This is a genomic window from Hymenobacter psychrophilus (assembly GCF_900107135.1).
Lineage (GTDB): Bacteria > Bacteroidota > Bacteroidia > Cytophagales > Hymenobacteraceae > Hymenobacter > Hymenobacter psychrophilus.
Genome location: NZ_FNOV01000006.1, coordinates 244,837 through 262,541 on the forward strand (window position 1 = coordinate 244,837; position 17,705 = coordinate 262,541).

The 17,705-nt window shown below is 61.6% G+C and carries 12 protein-coding genes and 1 riboswitch; of the genes, 6 read left to right on the forward strand and 6 right to left on the reverse strand.

The window, feature by feature from the left end:
• Nucleotides 1-15: 15 nt before the first annotated feature.
• The 6 genes from BLW21_RS11045 to BLW21_RS11070 form a co-directional block, all read right to left on the reverse strand.
• Complete coding sequence (locus BLW21_RS11045) at nt 16-2,358, reverse strand: T9SS type A sorting domain-containing protein (protein ID WP_092739952.1); 2,343 nt, start codon at nt 2,356-2,358, stop codon at nt 16-18.
• 223 nt (nt 2,359-2,581) lie between these two features.
• Nucleotides 2,582-3,505, reverse strand: a complete 924-nt coding sequence (locus BLW21_RS11050) for a bestrophin family protein (protein ID WP_092739954.1) — start codon at nt 3,503-3,505, stop codon at nt 2,582-2,584.
• Nucleotides 3,506-3,879: 374 nt separating this feature from the next.
• On the reverse strand, nt 3,880-5,562 hold the full coding sequence (locus BLW21_RS11055; protein WP_092739956.1) for a GMC family oxidoreductase: 1,683 nt from the start codon (nt 5,560-5,562) through the stop codon (nt 3,880-3,882).
• 52 nt (nt 5,563-5,614) lie between these two features.
• Complete coding sequence (locus BLW21_RS11060; RefSeq protein WP_092739958.1) at nt 5,615-6,211, reverse strand: gluconate 2-dehydrogenase subunit 3 family protein; 597 nt, start codon at nt 6,209-6,211, stop codon at nt 5,615-5,617.
• Nucleotides 6,212-6,459: 248 nt separating this feature from the next.
• A complete protein-coding gene (locus BLW21_RS11065) occupies nt 6,460-7,305 on the reverse strand; it encodes an SDR family oxidoreductase (RefSeq protein ID WP_092740113.1) in 846 nt (281 codons plus the stop codon).
• Between the two features lie 257 nt (nt 7,306-7,562).
• Nucleotides 7,563-8,708: a PA14 domain-containing protein gene (locus BLW21_RS11070; protein WP_092739960.1), complete on the reverse strand. Its 1,146-nt coding sequence runs from the start codon at nt 8,706-8,708 to the stop codon at nt 7,563-7,565.
• 176 nt (nt 8,709-8,884) lie between these two features.
• Nucleotides 8,885-8,997, forward strand: a riboswitch (SAM riboswitch).
• A gap of 71 nt (nt 8,998-9,068) precedes the next feature.
• Here BLW21_RS11070 and metH point away from each other — a divergent pair.
• From metH to BLW21_RS11100, 6 genes are all read left to right on the forward strand, one after another.
• Nucleotides 9,069-12,908, forward strand: a complete 3,840-nt coding sequence (gene metH, locus BLW21_RS11075) for a methionine synthase (protein WP_092739962.1) — start codon at nt 9,069-9,071, stop codon at nt 12,906-12,908.
• 104 nt (nt 12,909-13,012) lie between these two features.
• Nucleotides 13,013-13,969 carry a methylenetetrahydrofolate reductase [NAD(P)H] gene (metF, locus tag BLW21_RS11080; RefSeq protein ID WP_092739964.1) on the forward strand — a complete coding sequence of 319 codons (957 nt, stop codon included), beginning with the start codon at nt 13,013-13,015 and terminating at the stop codon, nt 13,967-13,969.
• 151 nt (nt 13,970-14,120) lie between these two features.
• Entirely contained in the window at nt 14,121-14,582 is a 462-nt protein-coding gene (locus tag BLW21_RS11085; protein ID WP_092739966.1) for a tetratricopeptide repeat protein, read from the forward strand.
• Nucleotides 14,583-14,837: 255 nt separating this feature from the next.
• Nucleotides 14,838-15,416 carry an energy transducer TonB gene (locus BLW21_RS11090; protein ID WP_092739968.1) on the forward strand — a complete coding sequence of 193 codons (579 nt, stop codon included), beginning with the start codon at nt 14,838-14,840 and terminating at the stop codon, nt 15,414-15,416.
• A 54-nt stretch (nt 15,417-15,470) separates the two neighbouring features.
• On the forward strand, nt 15,471-15,998 hold the full coding sequence (locus tag BLW21_RS11095; RefSeq protein ID WP_092739970.1) for a hypothetical protein: 528 nt from the start codon (nt 15,471-15,473) through the stop codon (nt 15,996-15,998).
• Nucleotides 15,999-16,054: 56 nt separating this feature from the next.
• Nucleotides 16,055-17,593, forward strand: coding sequence for an N-acetylmuramoyl-L-alanine amidase (locus BLW21_RS11100; protein WP_092739972.1), 1,539 nt, complete (start codon nt 16,055-16,057; stop codon nt 17,591-17,593).
• The last annotated feature ends 112 nt before the right edge of the window (nt 17,594-17,705 follow it).

The window sequence follows — 17,705 nt, forward strand, 5'->3', positions numbered from 1 at the left end:
ACCGGATTCGGTTATTTACTGCTTGCTTACCCGCATCACCTTGGCTTCGCCCGAAGGCATTACCAGGCGCACCAAGTAAATACCGCTGCGCAGGTTGGCTACGTTCGGCACGGATACGTCGTTGATACCGACAGTGAGTTGCACTGCCTGCTGGCTCACTACGCGGCCCGTCATATCGGTTACCGACAACTGGGCCGGGCCGGCTACGCTCGTGTTGGCCGTCAGGGTCAGCACCTCTCCGAAGGGGTTCGGGAAAGCCCGAACTTCCGCTTTGGCCAATTCAGCGCCCCCATCAAACGTCACCACTTTAGGCGCATAATAATGGTCGGTACCGTCGAGGTCGATCTGGCGCAGACGGTAGTAGCGCACGCCGGTCTTACCCGCTTCGGTATCGATGTAGCGGTAGCGCAACAACTGGTTGCTATTGGGCGAAGCGCTGGGCACGAACGTCAGGGCCCGGTAGTTGCGGCCATCGTTGGACACCTGCAGCTCGTAGCCGCGGCTGTTCAACTCATTTACCGTTTCCCAGGTAATCTCGGCATTCTTACCTACGCGCTTGGCGTCAAACGCCGTGAGCGTAACGGGCAGCGGTGCGGTGAACTCGCTGAGCGAGAAGGTAGCAAACGTGGTTACATTGGTTTTGACCAGAGTATTACTTTCCGTATCCAGTGCGTCGCGGCCCAGCTGCCCGAACGTGTTACCGCTCGATGTAGACACGAACAGGGCTAATTTACTCTCATCAAGCGTTTGATTGTTGGGGATGAGGTTCGTTAGCTCGTTATTGAGGTAACGGAACGTAAGCGTAGCATTCAGGCCGCCGGTGTTGGTCTGCTGGTCGGCAGGGCGTACTCCGAAGATGCGACGGATGGTTGGGCGGCTGTTGGAGCCATTATTAACGGAAGTGTAGTTTTCCGCCGTGTTACGCGTTACCGTTACAATGCCCGGGTTATTGCCAACGAAGTTAAGTGAGAGGCCAATGTTACCGAAATCCTGCGTAGTGCCCGCACGAGCAACCTCCGCAATCTTCACGTAGCCCCGCAGATACGAATTATCCGTTTCGCCCTCGATACGGGCCGACTGAATACCTACATTGTTGACGTTGGTAGCCGGAGAAAGCTCTACAAACGACACGTTTACCGCGCTGATATTGGTCCGCAGAATACCGTTGATGAAGCGGAGGACACCGCCGGCCTGAACAGTAAAGTTGGTAGTCAGGTCTTTGATGCCGCCACCCGAAATTTCCACATTAACCAGACCCGAAGCCGAGCCACTGATAATTTGGTCGGTACCGGCAAAGGCGATAGTCGTGTTTTCGCGCTGGATAAAGCTATCCTGCTGGTTGTTAAAGTCGCCAAATACATTCAGGCGACCTACTACCAGGCGGGTAATAGAACGTTGGGCCTGGCTGGTGCCATTCATGGTGAAGGTGCGGGTTTGCGCCGGACCCGAGGCGCCTCTTGGGCCAGTTGCCGTATTGTCGTAACCGGGTACATCGGTAGTTACAGTTGACGTGCCACCGCCTGGATTTTGGATGACGGTTTCGCGCGTGCTAGGAAGCTTAATGGCGTCGCTGTAGATGTTGGGGTATTGAATTGTGGAACCCGAACCAAAGTCCGGAATCGTGGCATCTTTACCGGAGTTAGGTACTCCGTTGCTCCAGTTGGCCGGATCAAACCAATTGTCATCCTGTCCGCCGGTCCAAGTAGTGGAAGTCGGAGGCTCAGTGGGGCGTACGCCGGTTACGGTGAAGGTGGCTTGGTAAGCCCCCCCAGGGGGCGTCTGAATGGTAAATGTACGAGGGGTACCATTGCTACGTGTGGTACGGCCAGAAACCGTAAAAAACACGTCGACGGTGTAAGAACCCGGTGCTAATGTCGTATTGGCGGTAGCTCCTCTGAGTAGGTCGATATTAGCTATATCATTGAAAAAGGATTTATCCCCGCCACTGGTGTTCACCAGAGGCAATGCAATGGTACCACTAGTAACGGGGGCGCTAACACCATCAGCTGTTACATTGTAGGTAAGGGTAGCACTGTTAATGACATCAGGGGCAAACTCAGAGGTAAAAGCGGAACCGCCATTGAGCAGCAACGTGGTGTTGAAATTAGATACATCAAACGTACCCAAGTCCTCTCCATCAAAGTCAGGAGCCGCAGTGGTATTCTGCCCATCATAAGTCACGTTGCCAGTACCAGGGTCAATTATGATATTGGAGCCCGTAAAACGTGTGTTTGGGTTGCTCGGCTGCGCCTGCGCTGTGAAGCTCGTGCCGAAGAAAACAAACAGCGCCAGCAGGGGTAATAACCGTTGCCAGACTTGGCCCCGAAGGGCGGGAGGAGAAGATAATAGTGCTTTCATTCTGATGAAGAGTTAAAAAAGAGAGGGAATTTTTTCCAATTGTGGGACTAACGCGCCCGCGCTCAAGCGAGTTCGAATCGACTATACGGAATCGGAAAATTATGGCCGGATTTTTTTATAAAAAATCAAAAATATGCAATCAGCCGGCTGGAAAACGCGTAAAACGGCTTACACATGTCATATATTCAATAAATTGTATAACAAATAGCAATAAGCGAGCCAGCTACCGGACTACACTGTAAGGCGGATAAGCCAATGCTTTCTTAAAATGGGGAAGCTCTACGTTCAGCACGTCGTGCACACTCACCCGGATTTTGTGGGCCAATTGGGTAATGGGTAAATCGTTGCTGTCGGTACCGAAGGGCTGCTCGATTTCCTCGGCAATCATGACCAGCCCCAGCATGATATAAGCTCCCACCATCGTGATGGGAATCATCCAGTAGCCGCTGGTAGCCAGTAGCACAAACGGCATGATGCCAATGAACAGGGTAATGAACATCTTGATGAAGAAGGTGTAAGAGAACGGAATAGGGGTAGACTTGATCCGCTCACAAACGCCGTTCACTTCCATCATACCCAGCAGATGGGGCTTGAAAACCAGTAAATGAACGGGGTCGATTATCTGGGCCTGGCGCAGCTGCTCAATGCTTTCCTGTAAAACGGCCAGCAGGCAGACCGTGGGGCTCTCGGCAGCCTGCAGCCGTTCGATAATGTCGGGGGTAGCCTCGAACTGCTCGTAGCGAACATTGTTGCGCAGGCTGCCCTTGAGCGCCAGGGGGAAGTTGGAAATCAGGGCCGCGTAGTAGGCCCGGCTGCGGGCCGCATCGCGGGGCAGAATGGCATTGAGTTCGATGGCCAGCCCCCGGCAATGCGACACGAGCTGCCCCCATACCCGTCGCCCCTCGTAGTAGCGGTCGTAAGCCGTGTTGGTGCGGAACACCAGCAGCAGGCTGAGCATGATACCCAGAAACGAGAAGTACTCGCGGCCCAGCTGAATGGGAACGGCATGGTAGCGCAGCACGATCAGGGCCACGGCAATGTTATAGACAGCCACCAAGGCTACCCGGCGTAGCAACAGCCGAATGATGCTTGACGTATGGAAATGCCAAAGGGCCCGCCACCAATCACCGGCTTTATAAACAATCATAGTCGCGAAGTTTGGAGCCTGCAACGCGAACGACCCTAAAGAGTTTTGCGGCCCCTACCTCCTGCTCCACGCCAACAGCAGCCCGAAACGCTAAACAAAGCGAAAGCACTTGCCGGGAGAAGTCCAAAGCATCCGCCCCGATCTGTGAGCCGGCGTTTTGTCATCTTCTACGACCGTATGCCACACGGGTCATCGGCCAACGCGGGGCGATGCAAGCGCGGTTGGGCTATCAACCGGCCCGGACAACCAGCAAAAAGCCGCAGGAATCCGCCGAAACGGAACCTGCGGCCTTTTGGGAAAAGCGCGGTTCAGGTCGCTTCGCCCCAGCTTGCGGGCGTTGCCAGTGAACAGCGCACGGCCATCGGCCGCGGTTTTTACGCCTGCTGGTTTTCCAAGAATTTATCAGCCGTGCGCAGGCTCAGGGCCATAATGGTGAGGGCCGGATTAACGCTGAGGGCACTCGGAAACACCGAGTTGTCGCAGATGTAGAGGTTGGGCACATCGAAGGCGCGGCCGTCGGGGTCCACCACTGCATCGTTGGCCGAAGTGCCCATGCGGGCCGTGCCGATAATATGGGCGTAGCGCTCAAAAGCCCATATGTCTTTAGCCCCGGCGGCTTCCCAGATCTGACGCATGATGCGCTCGGCGTGCCGGTTCATCCGCTGCTCGTTTTCCTGGGCTGTGAAGTGTACGCGGGGCTTGGCCACGCCGCGGGCATCCTTCTCGTCGCTGAGCTCCAGGAAATTATCGGCGTGGGGCAGGCAGTCGCCCAGCACGTTGATACCGGCAATGTGGTTGTAGTCGCGCATGTAATCGCGCAGGGGCTGGCCCCAGAGCTTACGCTGGCGCACCATCTGAGTGGCAAACGTAACGGGCATCACACCAATGCTTTGCAGCAGGTAACCGCCCACAAAGTCGGCGTCTTTGGGCCGGTGGGTGTCCTCCGAAATCAGTCCGCCCGGAATACCTTTGTAGGGCCGCACATCCTCGGGGAATGTACCCCAGACCTGCATGCCCACGTGGGCCATGAAGTGCTTGCCCACCTGCCCACTATTCAGCGCCAGCTCATTCAGCAGCAGCAAACGGGGCGTTTCGATGGCCCCGGCGCACAGAAACAGGTTGCGGCAGCGCTGGCGCACCGTACGCCCGCCCTGCTCATATACCACGGCCGTTACGTGGCCCCGGGCATCGCGCTCAATTTCGGTTACGTAGGCGCCAGTCCTGATTTCGGCTCCGTACTGCTCGGCCAAAGGCAGGAAGGTGACATCCATGCTCGCCTTGGCGCCGGTACTACAGCCGGCCTGGCAGAAGCCGCGGTTGGTGCAGGCCTCGCGCCAACCCACACCCTCCTGGTAATAGCGCGCCGACAGCGCCGCATTGGCGGCCGGCGACGTTTTAATGCCGAGTTGGGCGCAGGCCCGCTCCATGAGTTGGGCCGCGCCATTGAGTGGCAGCGGCGCCAGCGGGTAGCCCTTGCGGCGGCCGGCGTCCCATGGGTAAGGTGTGGGGCCCGAAACACCCAGAAAGTGCTCCAGCTCCTCGTAGTAGGGTTCCAGCTCCTCAATGCCAAAGGGCCAGTCAACTCCTTCCCCAAACTCGGTGTGCAGGGTCAGGTCGCCGCGGTGGGCACGGGGCGTGTAGGCGGTGTAGTGCAGCGTAGAGCCGCCGTAGCCGATGCCGGAGTTGTTTTTGCCGAAGGCCACCGGGTTTTTGCCGGCCGAAAGCCGCTCGTCGTTCCAGAACAGGAAGTTCTGAGCTTTCTCATCGGTGGCAAACTCGGTTTTTGCATCGTGGCGCGGGCCGGCTTCGAGGGCCACCACGCGCCGACCGGCGCGGGCCAGCCGGGCCAGCAGCGGCGCACCGCCCGCCCCGGTACCAATCACCAGGCAGTCCACCACTTCGTCGGGGTCGGGCAGGGGCGCGGGCTGCTCCAGCGGGTTGCGGCTGGGGTCGGCCTGCAGCTCGTTTTCTTCGAGTATTTCCCGCAGCAGCGGGTCCTGTATTTCGGGCTGAACCGGGTTCAGTACGCCTTCTTCCAGCGTTTCTTCGTCGGGCATGAGATGAGGTAGTGAGGTGGTGAAGGTAGGAGTCGACGTTCAGGCGCAGGTACTATTTCGTTCCTTCCGGTTCGCGGGGCTCCAGTTCATTCAGACCGATACGCTGCCAGCCGGGCACGTCGGCCATGCCCACATACCCGATTTCCTCCTGGGCCAACGGGTGGGCGTAGTAGGTTTCGGTCAGTTCGGCCAGCATTTCCTCGAAAAAACGGTCCTGGGGCAACTGGCTCCAGTTTTCGCCGGGGGCTTCAGCCGCGGCCAGCAACTCCATAATCTGGTCCTGCCGGGCCTCATCCAATGCTACGAAAGGCTGTTGGAACCGGACTTCGGCAGCCTGGTTGATGCCCCCCAAACCCAGGCGGTACGCTTCGCGGTCGGGCGGCATGGAGTCGTAGCGCCAGCCGTCGGCGCCCCCCTTCAACAGGCGGGCATCCACGGCCGGGGCCAGCGCAATGGGTGTTTCGCGGTCGGGCTGCGGGTAGATGCGGGCGGCCACGGCCTGTAGCAGCCGGTAGGTATCGGCATCGAAAAACTGCGGCTCGTAGGTAGTTGGAGCCGTTAGCCGGGCCTCCAGCGCCGCCCGGGTGGCGGGCGTTACCAGGTCGGTTTCCAGCAGGGCCCGGACGGTGCCTTCGGGATAATGGGGCATGAAGGGAAGTGGTGAGATGGTGGAATGGTGAGTTGACGTTCAAGCGGCCCGATTGCGCAAATGGCGCGCACCGCCGGAAAGTCAGTTCACCAGAGGGAGCAGTACAGCACAAACAGGAAAGGGGTACGATAGGGTTTTGCGGGAAGACATTGAAAATGGTAGCTGACCCCACGAAAGCCCGCTGCGCCACTGGCGCAAACCGGCCCCCGAACCATCAACCCGCGCATTCACCAAGTCACGTATTCGCCTTACCCGTCGGTGCTGAGCTTGCCACCAGTTACCTGTATCAGCGAGCCGGTCATGAACGAGCCGTCCTGCGAGGCCAACAGCACGTAAGCGGGGGCTAATTCTTCGGGCTGGCCGGGGCGGGCCAGGGCTACCTCATGGCCGAATTTCGCAATTTCCTCCTTGGGCATGGTACCTGGAATGTTGGGCGTCCAGACCGGGCCGGGCACCACGGAGTTCACCCGAATGCCCCGCTCGCCCAGGTTCAGGGCCAGGCTTTTGGTGAAGGCATGAATGGCGCCCTTGGTGCTGGCGTAGTCAATCAGAATAGGAATGCCCGTGAGGCCCACAATACTGCCGGTATTGATAATGCAGTCGTGTTGCTGCATGTGCGGCACGGCTGCCTGCGCCATCCAGATGTAGCCCAGAATATTGGTGTCAAAGGTGCGACGAATCTGCTCCTCGGGAATATCCTCGAACTTCTCCTGCGACATCTGGTAGGCGGCATTATTCACCAGAATATTGAGGCCGCCCAACTCGGCACGGGTGCGGGCCACGGCCTGCTTGCACTGCTTGGGCTCGCGCACATCATGTTTGAGCAGAATGCACCGGCGGTTCTGCGCTTCCACGAGGCGCTTGGTTTCCTCGGCGTCCACGGTGTTTTCGTTGTAGAGCACGGCCACGTGGGCGCCTTCCATAGCGAAGGCCACGGCCACGGCGCGCCCGATGCCCGAGTCAGCCCCGGTTATCAGGGCCACTTTATCCTGGAGCTTGCCAGCGGGGCGGTAAGTGCTGAACCCCATGCCCGGCTGCAGCTCCATATCGGCCTGCCTGGCCGGATAGGGCAGCTTCTGGGCGTGCTTGGCCATGTCTTTGGCGGTTGGGTGCGCTACCGGCTCGGGGGCTTGGCCAGCATCCTGGGCAGCTTGTTTGGCGGCGGGCGTGGCGGCCGAGTCGGCGGCGGAATTCTTTTTAGTAGCCATAATCAGCGGAAATAATCAGGTGGACTATGGCTTACGCGAAATTGGGGGCGGTGTTGGCTGGGCGGTCTTATCCTCCCAAATCAGACCGGGGTTATCCAAAACGGCAGCTAACGGCTGATGGCAGTCAGCTGATGGGTTAAATTCTACCGCACTATCACTTCTACCCGGCGGTTGCGGGGGCGCAGGCTGGGGTTGCGGTTGTCGGCCACCGGGTAAGCGCCGCCGTAGCCCACGGCCGTCAGGCGCAGCGAGTCGATGCCCTGCTGCACCAGGTAGCGGCGCACCACCCGGGCCCGTTGTTGCGACAGGAGCCGGTTGCGGGCGGCGTCGCCCACATTATCGGTGTGGCCCACTACTTCGAGGCGCAGGGCGGGTTGCCGCCGCAGGATTTGGGCCAGCTCATCGAGCACCGGCCGCGAGGCGGGCAATAAGTCGGCCGTACTCTGGCTGAAATACAAGTTGGACAGTGTGAGGGCCGCGCCTTTGGCCAGGCTCCCCAGCCCGGCCAGCGCCGGCTGGGACGCTGCGGGGGTAGGCGGCGCGGACTTCGGTAGCGGCGGGCGGGCGGCCACGGCGGGCGCAGGTACGGGCTTGGTCGCTACGGCGGGCGCAGACCTGGCCAACGGCGCGGGCGTTAGGCGGGGCCGGTAGCCAATTACCAGCGCCGATTTGGAGGGCGTACTCCTGATGCCCGCAAATCGGGCAGCCAGATAGGCGGCTGAGTCGGCTGCATTGTTGAGCCTGATCCGCACGGGCCGGGCCGACCACAGGTAGCGCATCGGAATAGGTTGGATAACTGACTGGCCGCTGAAAAAATCGGTCATCGACGCATCGGGCCGCTGCCAGGCCAGCAGCAGCCGCGAGTCCAGCACGTTCTGGTAGTACTCCACGCGCAACGCGTAGCGCTGGCCCGCTACCAGCCGCACTTTGGCCTGGCCGTCGGTGAAGTACTGATCCTTCCACGACTCAAACAACAGCTTGTTGCCCAGCCAAACCCGCACGCCGTCGTCCACGGTCAGGTGCAGCGTGTATTGGCCCGTCACGGGCGCTTCCAAAAAGCCCGTCCAGCGCACCGAAAAGTGCTCTGCCGGCAGTTCGGGGGCCGGTGCGCGCTTCTTCCATTCGAAATCCAACTGGTCATCGATGCGCGTGAGTACGGCCCGCTCGAAGTTCTGCCCCCGGTAATAAGTGCCCGTCAGGCCGCGGGGGGTCAGGGTTTGGGCATGGCCGGTAAGTGCGGGCGGCAACAGCAGGCTCACTGCCAGGGCGGTATAGAGTAGTTTGGCCATTGTGCCGGATAAGCGTTGAATAGAATAAGCGCCGCCCAAAAGATAGAAAGACTATCCGTTTCACCCGGAAACCAGCTGAGCTTCATGGTGGGTATTGCCGATACCCAGCTGAAACCTGATGCAGCGGCCGGCCCGGAGCCTTGCAATCCGCGTTTTCGGTTCTATCTTCGTCCCGTTACTTATCCAGAAAGACCGAGGGATTGGGCCCGACGACGTCTTAGCAACCTGATTTAAAGCAAGGTGCTAACTCCCTTTTCAAGCCGCTGGTCGGTCTGGAAGAAGATAAGTGCGGAACCGGCCTCGTGCCCGGCTCTTTCTGGATAGGCGTTTTTATCGCCGATTTTTTCCAGCCGAGCCGTTATGCCGACCACTTTCGCCACCCCCGCCCCTACTGCCGCTACCTCTCCCCTTCACGCCATCCTGCGCCAGCGCGTGCTGGTACTCGATGGGGCTATGGGCACCATGATTCAGCGCCACCCCCTGACGGAGGAGGACTTCCGCGGGTCCCGCTTCCAGGGCCACCCCAAGCCCCTGCGCGGCAACAACGACCTGCTCAGCCTCACCCGCCCCGATATTATCCGCGGCATTCACGCCGAGTACTTCGCCGCCGGGGCCGACATGGTGGAAACCAACACGTTTTCGGGCACCACCATTGCCCAGGCCGATTACGGGCTGGAGCACGTGGTGTACGAGTTGAACTATGAGTCGGCCCGGCTGGCGCGGGCGGCGGCCGACGAGTATTCGGCCCTGACGCCCGACAAGCCGCGCTTCGTGGCCGGCGCCGTGGGGCCCACCAACCGCACGGCCAGCCTCTCGCCCGACGTGAACCGCCCCGGTTTCCGGGCCGTGACGTTCGATGAGCTGGCCGCCGCCTACCATGAGCAGGTCCGCGGCCTCGTGGATGGGGGCGTGGATGCGCTGCTGATTGAAACCATCTTCGACACGCTCAACGCCAAAGCCGCCCTGTTCGCGGTGCAACAGTTCTTCGATGAGGGCGGCCGGGTAGTACCCATCATGATTTCGGGCACGATTACCGACGCCTCGGGCCGCACCCTCTCGGGCCAGACAGTAGAGGCCTTCTGGAACTCCATCCGCCACCTGCCGCTGCTCAGCGTGGGCCTCAACTGCGCCCTGGGGGCCGACCAGCTCAAAACCTACGTGCAGGAGCTGGCCCGCCTCGCCGATGTCCACGTTTCGGCCTATCCCAACGCCGGCCTGCCCAACGCCTTCGGCGGCTACGACGAGTCGGCCCAGGAATTCGCCGACGTGGTGGAGAACTACCTCAAGGAGGGCCTCGTGACCGTGGTGGGCGGCTGCTGCGGCACCACGCCCCAGCACATTGCGGCGCTGAATGCGCTGGCAGAGCGGTACAAGCCGCGCCAGTTGGAAGTAAAAATTGCTGCCGGAGAACAGCCGGCTGTGGGTTCGAACGGAGAAGTTTTTAACGCTTCATTCTCCACCTCTACTACAAGCGGAACCCGCCTCGCCGGCCTCGAACCGTTCAATATCACCCCCGCAAGCCTGTTCGTGAACGTGGGCGAGCGGTGCAACGTGACGGGCAGCCGGGCCTTTGCCCGCCTCGTGCGCACCGGCGACTACGACGCGGCGCTGGCCGTGGCCCGCGAGCAGGTGGAGGGCGGCGCCCAGGTGCTCGACATCAACATGGATGAGGGCATGCTCGATTCGGAGCTGGCCATGACCACGTTTTTGAATCTGATTGCCTCGGAGCCCGACATTTCGCGGGTGCCGGTGATGATTGATTCCTCGAAATGGAGCGTGCTGGAGGCCGGCCTTAAGTGCGTGCAGGGCAAGAGTATCGTCAACTCGGTTTCGCTCAAAGAAGGCGAGCAGGTGTTCCTGCAACGGGCCCGCACCGTGCGCCAGTACGGGGCCGCCATGGTAGTCATGGCCTTTGATGAGGACGGCCAGGCCGACACGCTGGAACGGCGCATTGCCATCTGCCAGCGCAGCTACGAGCTACTGATGGGCATAGGCTTCCCGGCCGAGGACATCATTTTCGACCCCAACATCCTCATCGTAGGCACCGGCCTGGAGGAGCACCGCAACTACGGCGTGGAGTTTATTGAGGCCGTGCGCTGGATAAAAACCAACCTGCCGGGTGTGCTCACCAGCGGCGGCGTCAGCAACATCAGCTTCTCGTTTCGGGGCAACGACGTGGTGCGTGAGGCCATGCACGCGGCCTTCCTCTACCACGCCATCCGCGCCGGCCTCGATATGGGCATCGTGAATCCCAACCAGCTGGCCGTGTACGATGAGGTGCCGCCAGCCCTGCTGGAGCTGGTGGAAGACGTGCTGCTCAACCGCCGCGCCGACGCCACCGAGCGGCTGCTGGATTTCGCCGAAACCGTGAAGGACCAGAAGGGCACGAGCAACCAGCCGGCTGCCGGTAGTCTGGATTGGCGCAACCTGCCGGTGCAGGAGCGGCTGGCCCATGCCCTCATCAAGGGCATTACGGAGTTCATCGACGAGGACACCGAGGCGGCCCGGCAGGAACTGAACCGGCCGCTGGAAGTAATTGAAGGGCCGCTGATGGCCGGTATGGGCGTGGTCGGCGACCTGTTTGGGGCCGGCAAAATGTTCCTGCCCCAGGTGGTGAAATCGGCCCGGGTGATGAAGAAAGCGGTGGCCTATCTGGAACCCTATCTGCTGGCCGACCGCCAGAGTGGCGACCGGCAGACGGCCGGCAAGATCCTGCTGGCCACCGTGAAGGGCGACGTGCACGACATCGGTAAGAACATCGTGGGCGTGGTGCTGGCCTGCAACAACTTCGACATCGTGGATTTGGGCGTGATGGTGCCGCTGGAACGAATCTTAGACGAGGCCCAGAAGCAGGGCGCCGATATGATTGGCCTGAGCGGGCTGATTACGCCCAGCCTGGATGAGATGGTGTACGTGGCCCAAGAAATGGAAAAGCGCGGCCTGAAAACGCCGCTGCTCATCGGCGGCGCTACCACTTCGCGGCTGCACGCGGCCGTGAAAATCGCGCCCCAGTACTCGGGGCCGATAGTGCACGTGAACGATGCCTCGCGCTCGGTAGGCGTGGCCGCCAGCCTGCTCGGCTCGGCCCGGGAAACTTATGCCCGCGCCATCCACGACGAGTACCGCCAGCTCCGGAACGACTACGCCGGCCGCCAGCGCGAAAAGGCCTACCTCACTATTGAAGCCGCCCGCGAAAACGGCTTTAAGGCCGACTGGGAAACCACGCCCATCACCAAGCCCAGCTTTTTGGGCACCAGGGTGCTGGAGGACTACGACTTGGCCGAGCTTGCCGAATACATCGACTGGACGCCCTTTTTCCAGACCTGGGAGCTGAAGGGCCGCTACCCCCGCCTGCTCGACGACCCGACCGTGGGCGAGGCCGCCACCCAGCTTTTCCAGGATGCCCAGCGGATGCTCCGCCGCATCATCGATGAGAAACTGCTCACGGCCCGTGCCGTCATCGGTTTCTGGCCCGCCAATACCGTGGACCACGACACAATTGAGGTGTACCACGACGACTCCCGCCAGCAGGTGCAGGCCGAGTTCTTCACCCTGCGCCAGCAGAGCGAAAAGGCTGCCGGCGTGCTTAACCTGGCCTTTTCCGACTTCGTGGCGCCCCGCGCAACCGGCCGCACCGACTACATCGGCGGCTTTGCCGTTACGGCCGGCCTGGGCATCGAGCCGCTGCTGGCCCAGTACGCCGCCGAGCACGACGACTACAGCAGCATCATGCTCAAGGCCCTGGCCGACCGGCTGGCCGAGGCTTTCGCCGAGCGGCTGCACCAGCGAGTGCGCGAGGAATTCTGGGGCTACAACCCGGCCGAAAGCCTCTCCAACGACGACCTCATCCAGGAGAAATACCAGGGCGTGCGGCCCGCTCCCGGCTACCCTGGCTGCCCCGACCACACCGAGAAAATCACGCTTTTCAACCTGCTCGACGCCGAGAACACCACCGGCATCTCGCTCACCGAAAACCTGGCCATGTACCCCGCCTCGTCCGTCAGCGGCCTCTACTACGCCCACCCCGACTCGCGCTATTTTGGCTTGGGCCGGGTGGGGCAGGACCAGGTGGCCGACCTGGCCGCGCGCAAGCGCATGCCCCTGCCGGAGCTGGAGCGCTGGCTGATGCCGAATTTGAACTACGAGCCGGCTGTACCCGCACAAAGCAACGTGGCGCCTGTTCCAACGCCCCAGGGCTAAAGCCCTGGGCTACGGAGCGCTTCCCCCAACCCTATTCTACCCTTCGCCTCCTAAACCCGCTGACTAGCCCAGGGCTTTAGCCCTGGGTTGCGTGGGCAAGCACCATGAAAGTAATCGACCACCTGACCCGCGCCGAAGGCAAAACGCTGTTTTCCTTCGAGGTGCTGCCGCCCAAAAAGGGCGAGAACATCCAGACGCTGTTTTCCAATATCGAGCCGCTGCTGGAGTTCAAGCCGCCGTTTATTGATGTGACGTATCACCGCGAGGAGTACGTGTACCGCCAGCACCCCAACGGCCTGCTCGAAAAGAAAACCGTGCGCCGCCGCCCCGGCACGGTGGGCATCTGCGCGGCCATCAAAAACCGCTTCGACGTTGATACTGTGCCCCATTTGATTTGCGGGGGCTTCACGAAGGAGGAAACCGAAAACGCGCTCATCGACCTGCACTTTCTGGGCATTGATAACGTGCTGGCCCTGCGCGGCGACCCCATCAAGAGCGAGGGCCGCTTCGTGCCCGAGCCCGACGGCCACAGCTACGCCTGCGACCTGATTGGGCAGGTATCCGACCTTAATAAAGGCGCGTATCTGGATGAAGAACAGGACGATACCTGGGCCACCGACTTCTGCATCGGCACGGCTGGCTACCCCGAAAAGCACTTTGAAGCCCCCAACTACGGGGCCGATTTGCGCTACCTCAAGCACAAAGTCGACCGCGGGGCCGAGTACATCGTGACCCAGATGTTCTTCGACAACGAGCAGTTTTTTGCCTTCGAGCGGCGCTGCCGCGAGGCCGGCATTCTGGTGCCCATCATTCCCGGCCTCAAGCCCCTCACCACCAAAAGCCAGCTTACCATGCTGCCGCGCACTTTTTACCTTAACCTGCCCGAAGCCCTAGCCGACGCCGTACACCTAGCCCCCGACAACGCCGCCGCCCGCCAGATTGGCCTGGAATGGTGCATCAACCAGAGCCGCGAGCTGATGGCCCACGGCGTGCCCTGCCTGCACTACTACAGCATGGGCAAGTCCGACAGCATCCGCCAGGTGGCGGCCGCGCTTTTTTAGCGGGGTGAAATGGGGAGTTGACGTTTGCGCGGCCCTGTCAGCCTGACGAAGGAAGGACCCTATCATGCTGTTCGTGCGTGATAAGGTTCTTCCTTTGGCAGGCTGACAGTCGTACTTTTACACCCTATCTACCCCTTCACCACCTCATCTCATGCTCGACGACCTGTTCAGCCGCCTGCGCGAGGCCACGGCGCCGGCCGAAATCGAGACGCTGCAGGATGGCATCTGGCAAATATGGCTCACGGCCGGCCACCCGCTGCTCGATAAGCGCCTCGAAACCGGCACCCGCGCCCTCTCGGCCGGCGACTATGGGCTGGCTATTGCGGAGTTTACCTTTCTCACCGAAACGGCTCCCGATTACGCCGAGGGCTGGAACAAGCGGGCCACCGCTTACTTTCTGCGCGGCGAATACAAAGCCGCCCTGAACGATGTGCGCGAAACCCTCCGCCGCGAGCCACGCCACTTCGGGGCACTATCGGGCCAGAGCCTGATGTTGCGCGCCCTTGGCGACGCCCGCGGCACGCTGAAAGTACTGCTGCGCCTGGAGCAACTTTGCCCGGCCTGGCCTGGCTTACAGGAGCAGTTGCGCACGTTGCGCGAGGAGTTGGAATAGCTTAACTCTTGCGCAGTTAAAGAGGAAGCATCTGATCAGGAAACAATAGGATTTATCCTGAGACAGCATCTGTCCGGCATTGGCTGCAATTGGATAGTAATACGCTTTTCTGGTATTCCTGCCATATTCTAAGCACTTACTTTAACTTACGGCATACTACCGGTTAATTTGCACTAAAGAAATCTTTTTATTTGTGTTATCAACCGGTGCGCTTTGCCGGCTGCGCCGCCTCCCATCCTGCCCCACCCTTTTGCTATGAGATACTTTTTCCTTTTCAGCCTGGCTTGTGGGCTGCTGTTGGCGGCCCCGGCCACGGCTCAGAAGCTGCGCAAAACAGCCGCCGGCAGTGGCCTGATGGAGAAGGGCGAGAAAGTGGGCGTTTGGGAATACTACGCCACCACCCGCAACGGCTCGCAGGTCATCACCCAGAAATATGACCACTCGGCCGGCCGGCTGGTTTTTTTCCGGCCCTTCGACGACGTGCTGTATCCGGTAAGCATGGCCGCCGGCGAGTGGAGCCGCGCACGGGTCACGCATCCGGTTTTCTTCATTGGCGGCGACCCCGAACTGACCACCTACACGAGCCGGCTCAGCTACCCAACCGTTGCCGAATCCAAAAATGTGCAGGGCCGCGTGGTTGTCACGATTACCGTCGATACGCTCGGGCGCGCCAGCAACCAGCAGGTGCTGCTGGGCATTGGCTCGGGCTGCGACGAGGAGGCCCTGCGCGTAGCCCGTAGCATCCCCGACCAGTGGATTCCGGCCCGCGTGGGCAGCCGCGCCGTGGTATCAAAAATCGATGTGCCCTTCACCTTCCGGCTGGCCGGACGCTAGGATGGCGGGAGAACCGGGCCGGCGCAGTATGCCCGACAAGTTTTACCTTGGGGCATGAAAATACCCCTTTTACTTTCATTCCTGGCTGCCGCCGGCCTGCTTTCTTCCTGCGACTCAACTCCGCGCGAGCGGCAGGAGGTGGTGGAAAGAGAAACCCAGAAGCTCGACACGCTGGCCGAGCGCGCCGCCGGTAAGCTGCGCGTGGCCGGCCGTCGCGCCGCCCGTTTCGATTCCGTTTCGCGGGTCCGCAACCGTCAGCCCCTCGACCCCGCCACCGAGCAGGCCCTCAGCAACGACTTGCTGGGTCCCTACGCCAGTATCAGCGGCCTCACGCCGGCCACCATCGAGCCGGCCTTCGTGCAGTTTATGCAGCAGGTGCGGGCCCGTCGCAGGCAATGGAGCCAGCGCGACTGGGACTATGCCACGGCCGTCAGCCGCCAGCTCAACGCCCAATTTCGCGCCATCCGCCTCGATATTAAAGGCCGCGACGAACTGCACATCCGGGCCCTGCAAACCGAGTTTACGGCCCTCGAAACGAGCCGCGACGTGAAAGACCTGGGCCAGGCCGTGAAGCAGCCCTAGCTGAGCTGGCCTTAACCAGCGCCACCGGAGCGTGGTATCCTTATTTTCCCTTCGCTATGCGGCAGCTTCTCATTTTTTTGGCGGCCCGGTGGGCAGCCTTGCTGGCCGGCGGGCTGCTATTGCCGGTAGCCGTAGCGCAGGCGCAACGGCCGATTCAGAAAGTTGAAACGGTGCCAGCCGGCGAACAGTGGCTCAGTGCTGGCGATGCGCTGCAAGTACGCCTGCTGGGCACGCCGGGTGGCCAGGCCACCTTTCTCAACGGCCGGCCTCTGACGGAACTGGCCCCCACGCTGGCTGGTGGCCGCCGGGGCGTATACCAGGGCACCTATATAGTGCAACCTACCGATACGCTGGGCGGAGCCGCCGGCCGGCCGCTATGGCTGCACCTGCGCCTGCCCAACGGCCGCCACGACTCGCTACCGACACCCGCGCCCGTGCGCCTGCTTCGCCCCGGGCAGCCGCTACTGGCCGTTACCCGCACCACGCTGGCCCACCTTAATTATGGCCTCGGCAACGACCGCCTGGGCGGAGCCAAGCTGGGCTACCTCGATTCGCTGGTGGTGCTGCAGGTAGTGGGCCGGGTAGCAGACCAGTACCGGGTGCGGCTGGCGGAAGGGCAATATGCCTGGCTGCCCCTCGAAAGAGCCCGCCTGCTACCACCCGGCGGCTTCGTACCCACTTCCCTCACCGGCTCGTGGAGCGTGCAGGGCGACTCGCTGGCCGATTACGTGCGCCTGCCGCTTACGCAGCGGCTGCCCTACCGCTCGCAGCTGCTGGCCAACCCCACCCGGCTGGTGATTGACGTGTTCGGGGCTACCTCCAACACCAACTGGATAACCCAGCGGGCCGGTTTGCAGGCCCTGGGAGCCGTGTACTACGAGCAGCCGCAGGCCGATGTGTTCCGGCTGGTGCTGTCGCTGCGCCACCGCCAGAGCTGGGGCTACCACATCGGCTACGAGCAGAATACGCTGGTGGTGCGGGTGGCCCGGCCGCCGGCGCGGCTGCAGCTGCGCGGCCTGCGCGTGGCCCTCGATGCCGGCCACGGCGGCAGCAATGTGGGCGCCGTGGGCGCAGGCGGGGCCCGCGAGAAAGACCTCACGCTGGCCATTGTGCGGCAGCTACAGAAGGAACTGGAGCGCCGCGGCGCCCGCGTGGTGCTGACGCGCGACGCGGATGTGAGCCTGGATATGGCCAAGCGGGTAGCCCTGCTGCAGCGGCAGCGGCCGGCGCTGCTGGTGAGCGTGCACGTAAACTCGGCGGGCAGTGCGGCGGCGCGGGGTACCAGCGCCTTTTACCGCTACGTGGCCTTCCGGCCGCTGGCCGAGGCACTGTACGGGCGCATGCAGCAAACCGGGCTGCCGGGCTGGGGCCTGGTGGGCAACTTCAACTTCGCCCTCAACGGCCCCACCGACTACCCCAATGCGCTGGTGGAAACCGCTTTTATTTCCAACCCGGAGGACGAGCGAATTCTCACCGACCCCGCCCGGCAGCAGCAGATGGTCCGGCATATGGCCGATGGCATTCAGGATTTCCTGAAGTCGGCGCGGGCCAGGGGCGTGCGTGGCTGGCTGGGCCGGCAACCAGCTGAGCAGTAGCAGTCGGGCCGACGGGGGCCACGAGCTATAGCAATTTTCCAAAAAATAGTTGACCAAAAGTGGCTTAAACCCCGTGTCAGACGTCTACCTTATTGAACCCTAATCTGGTAAG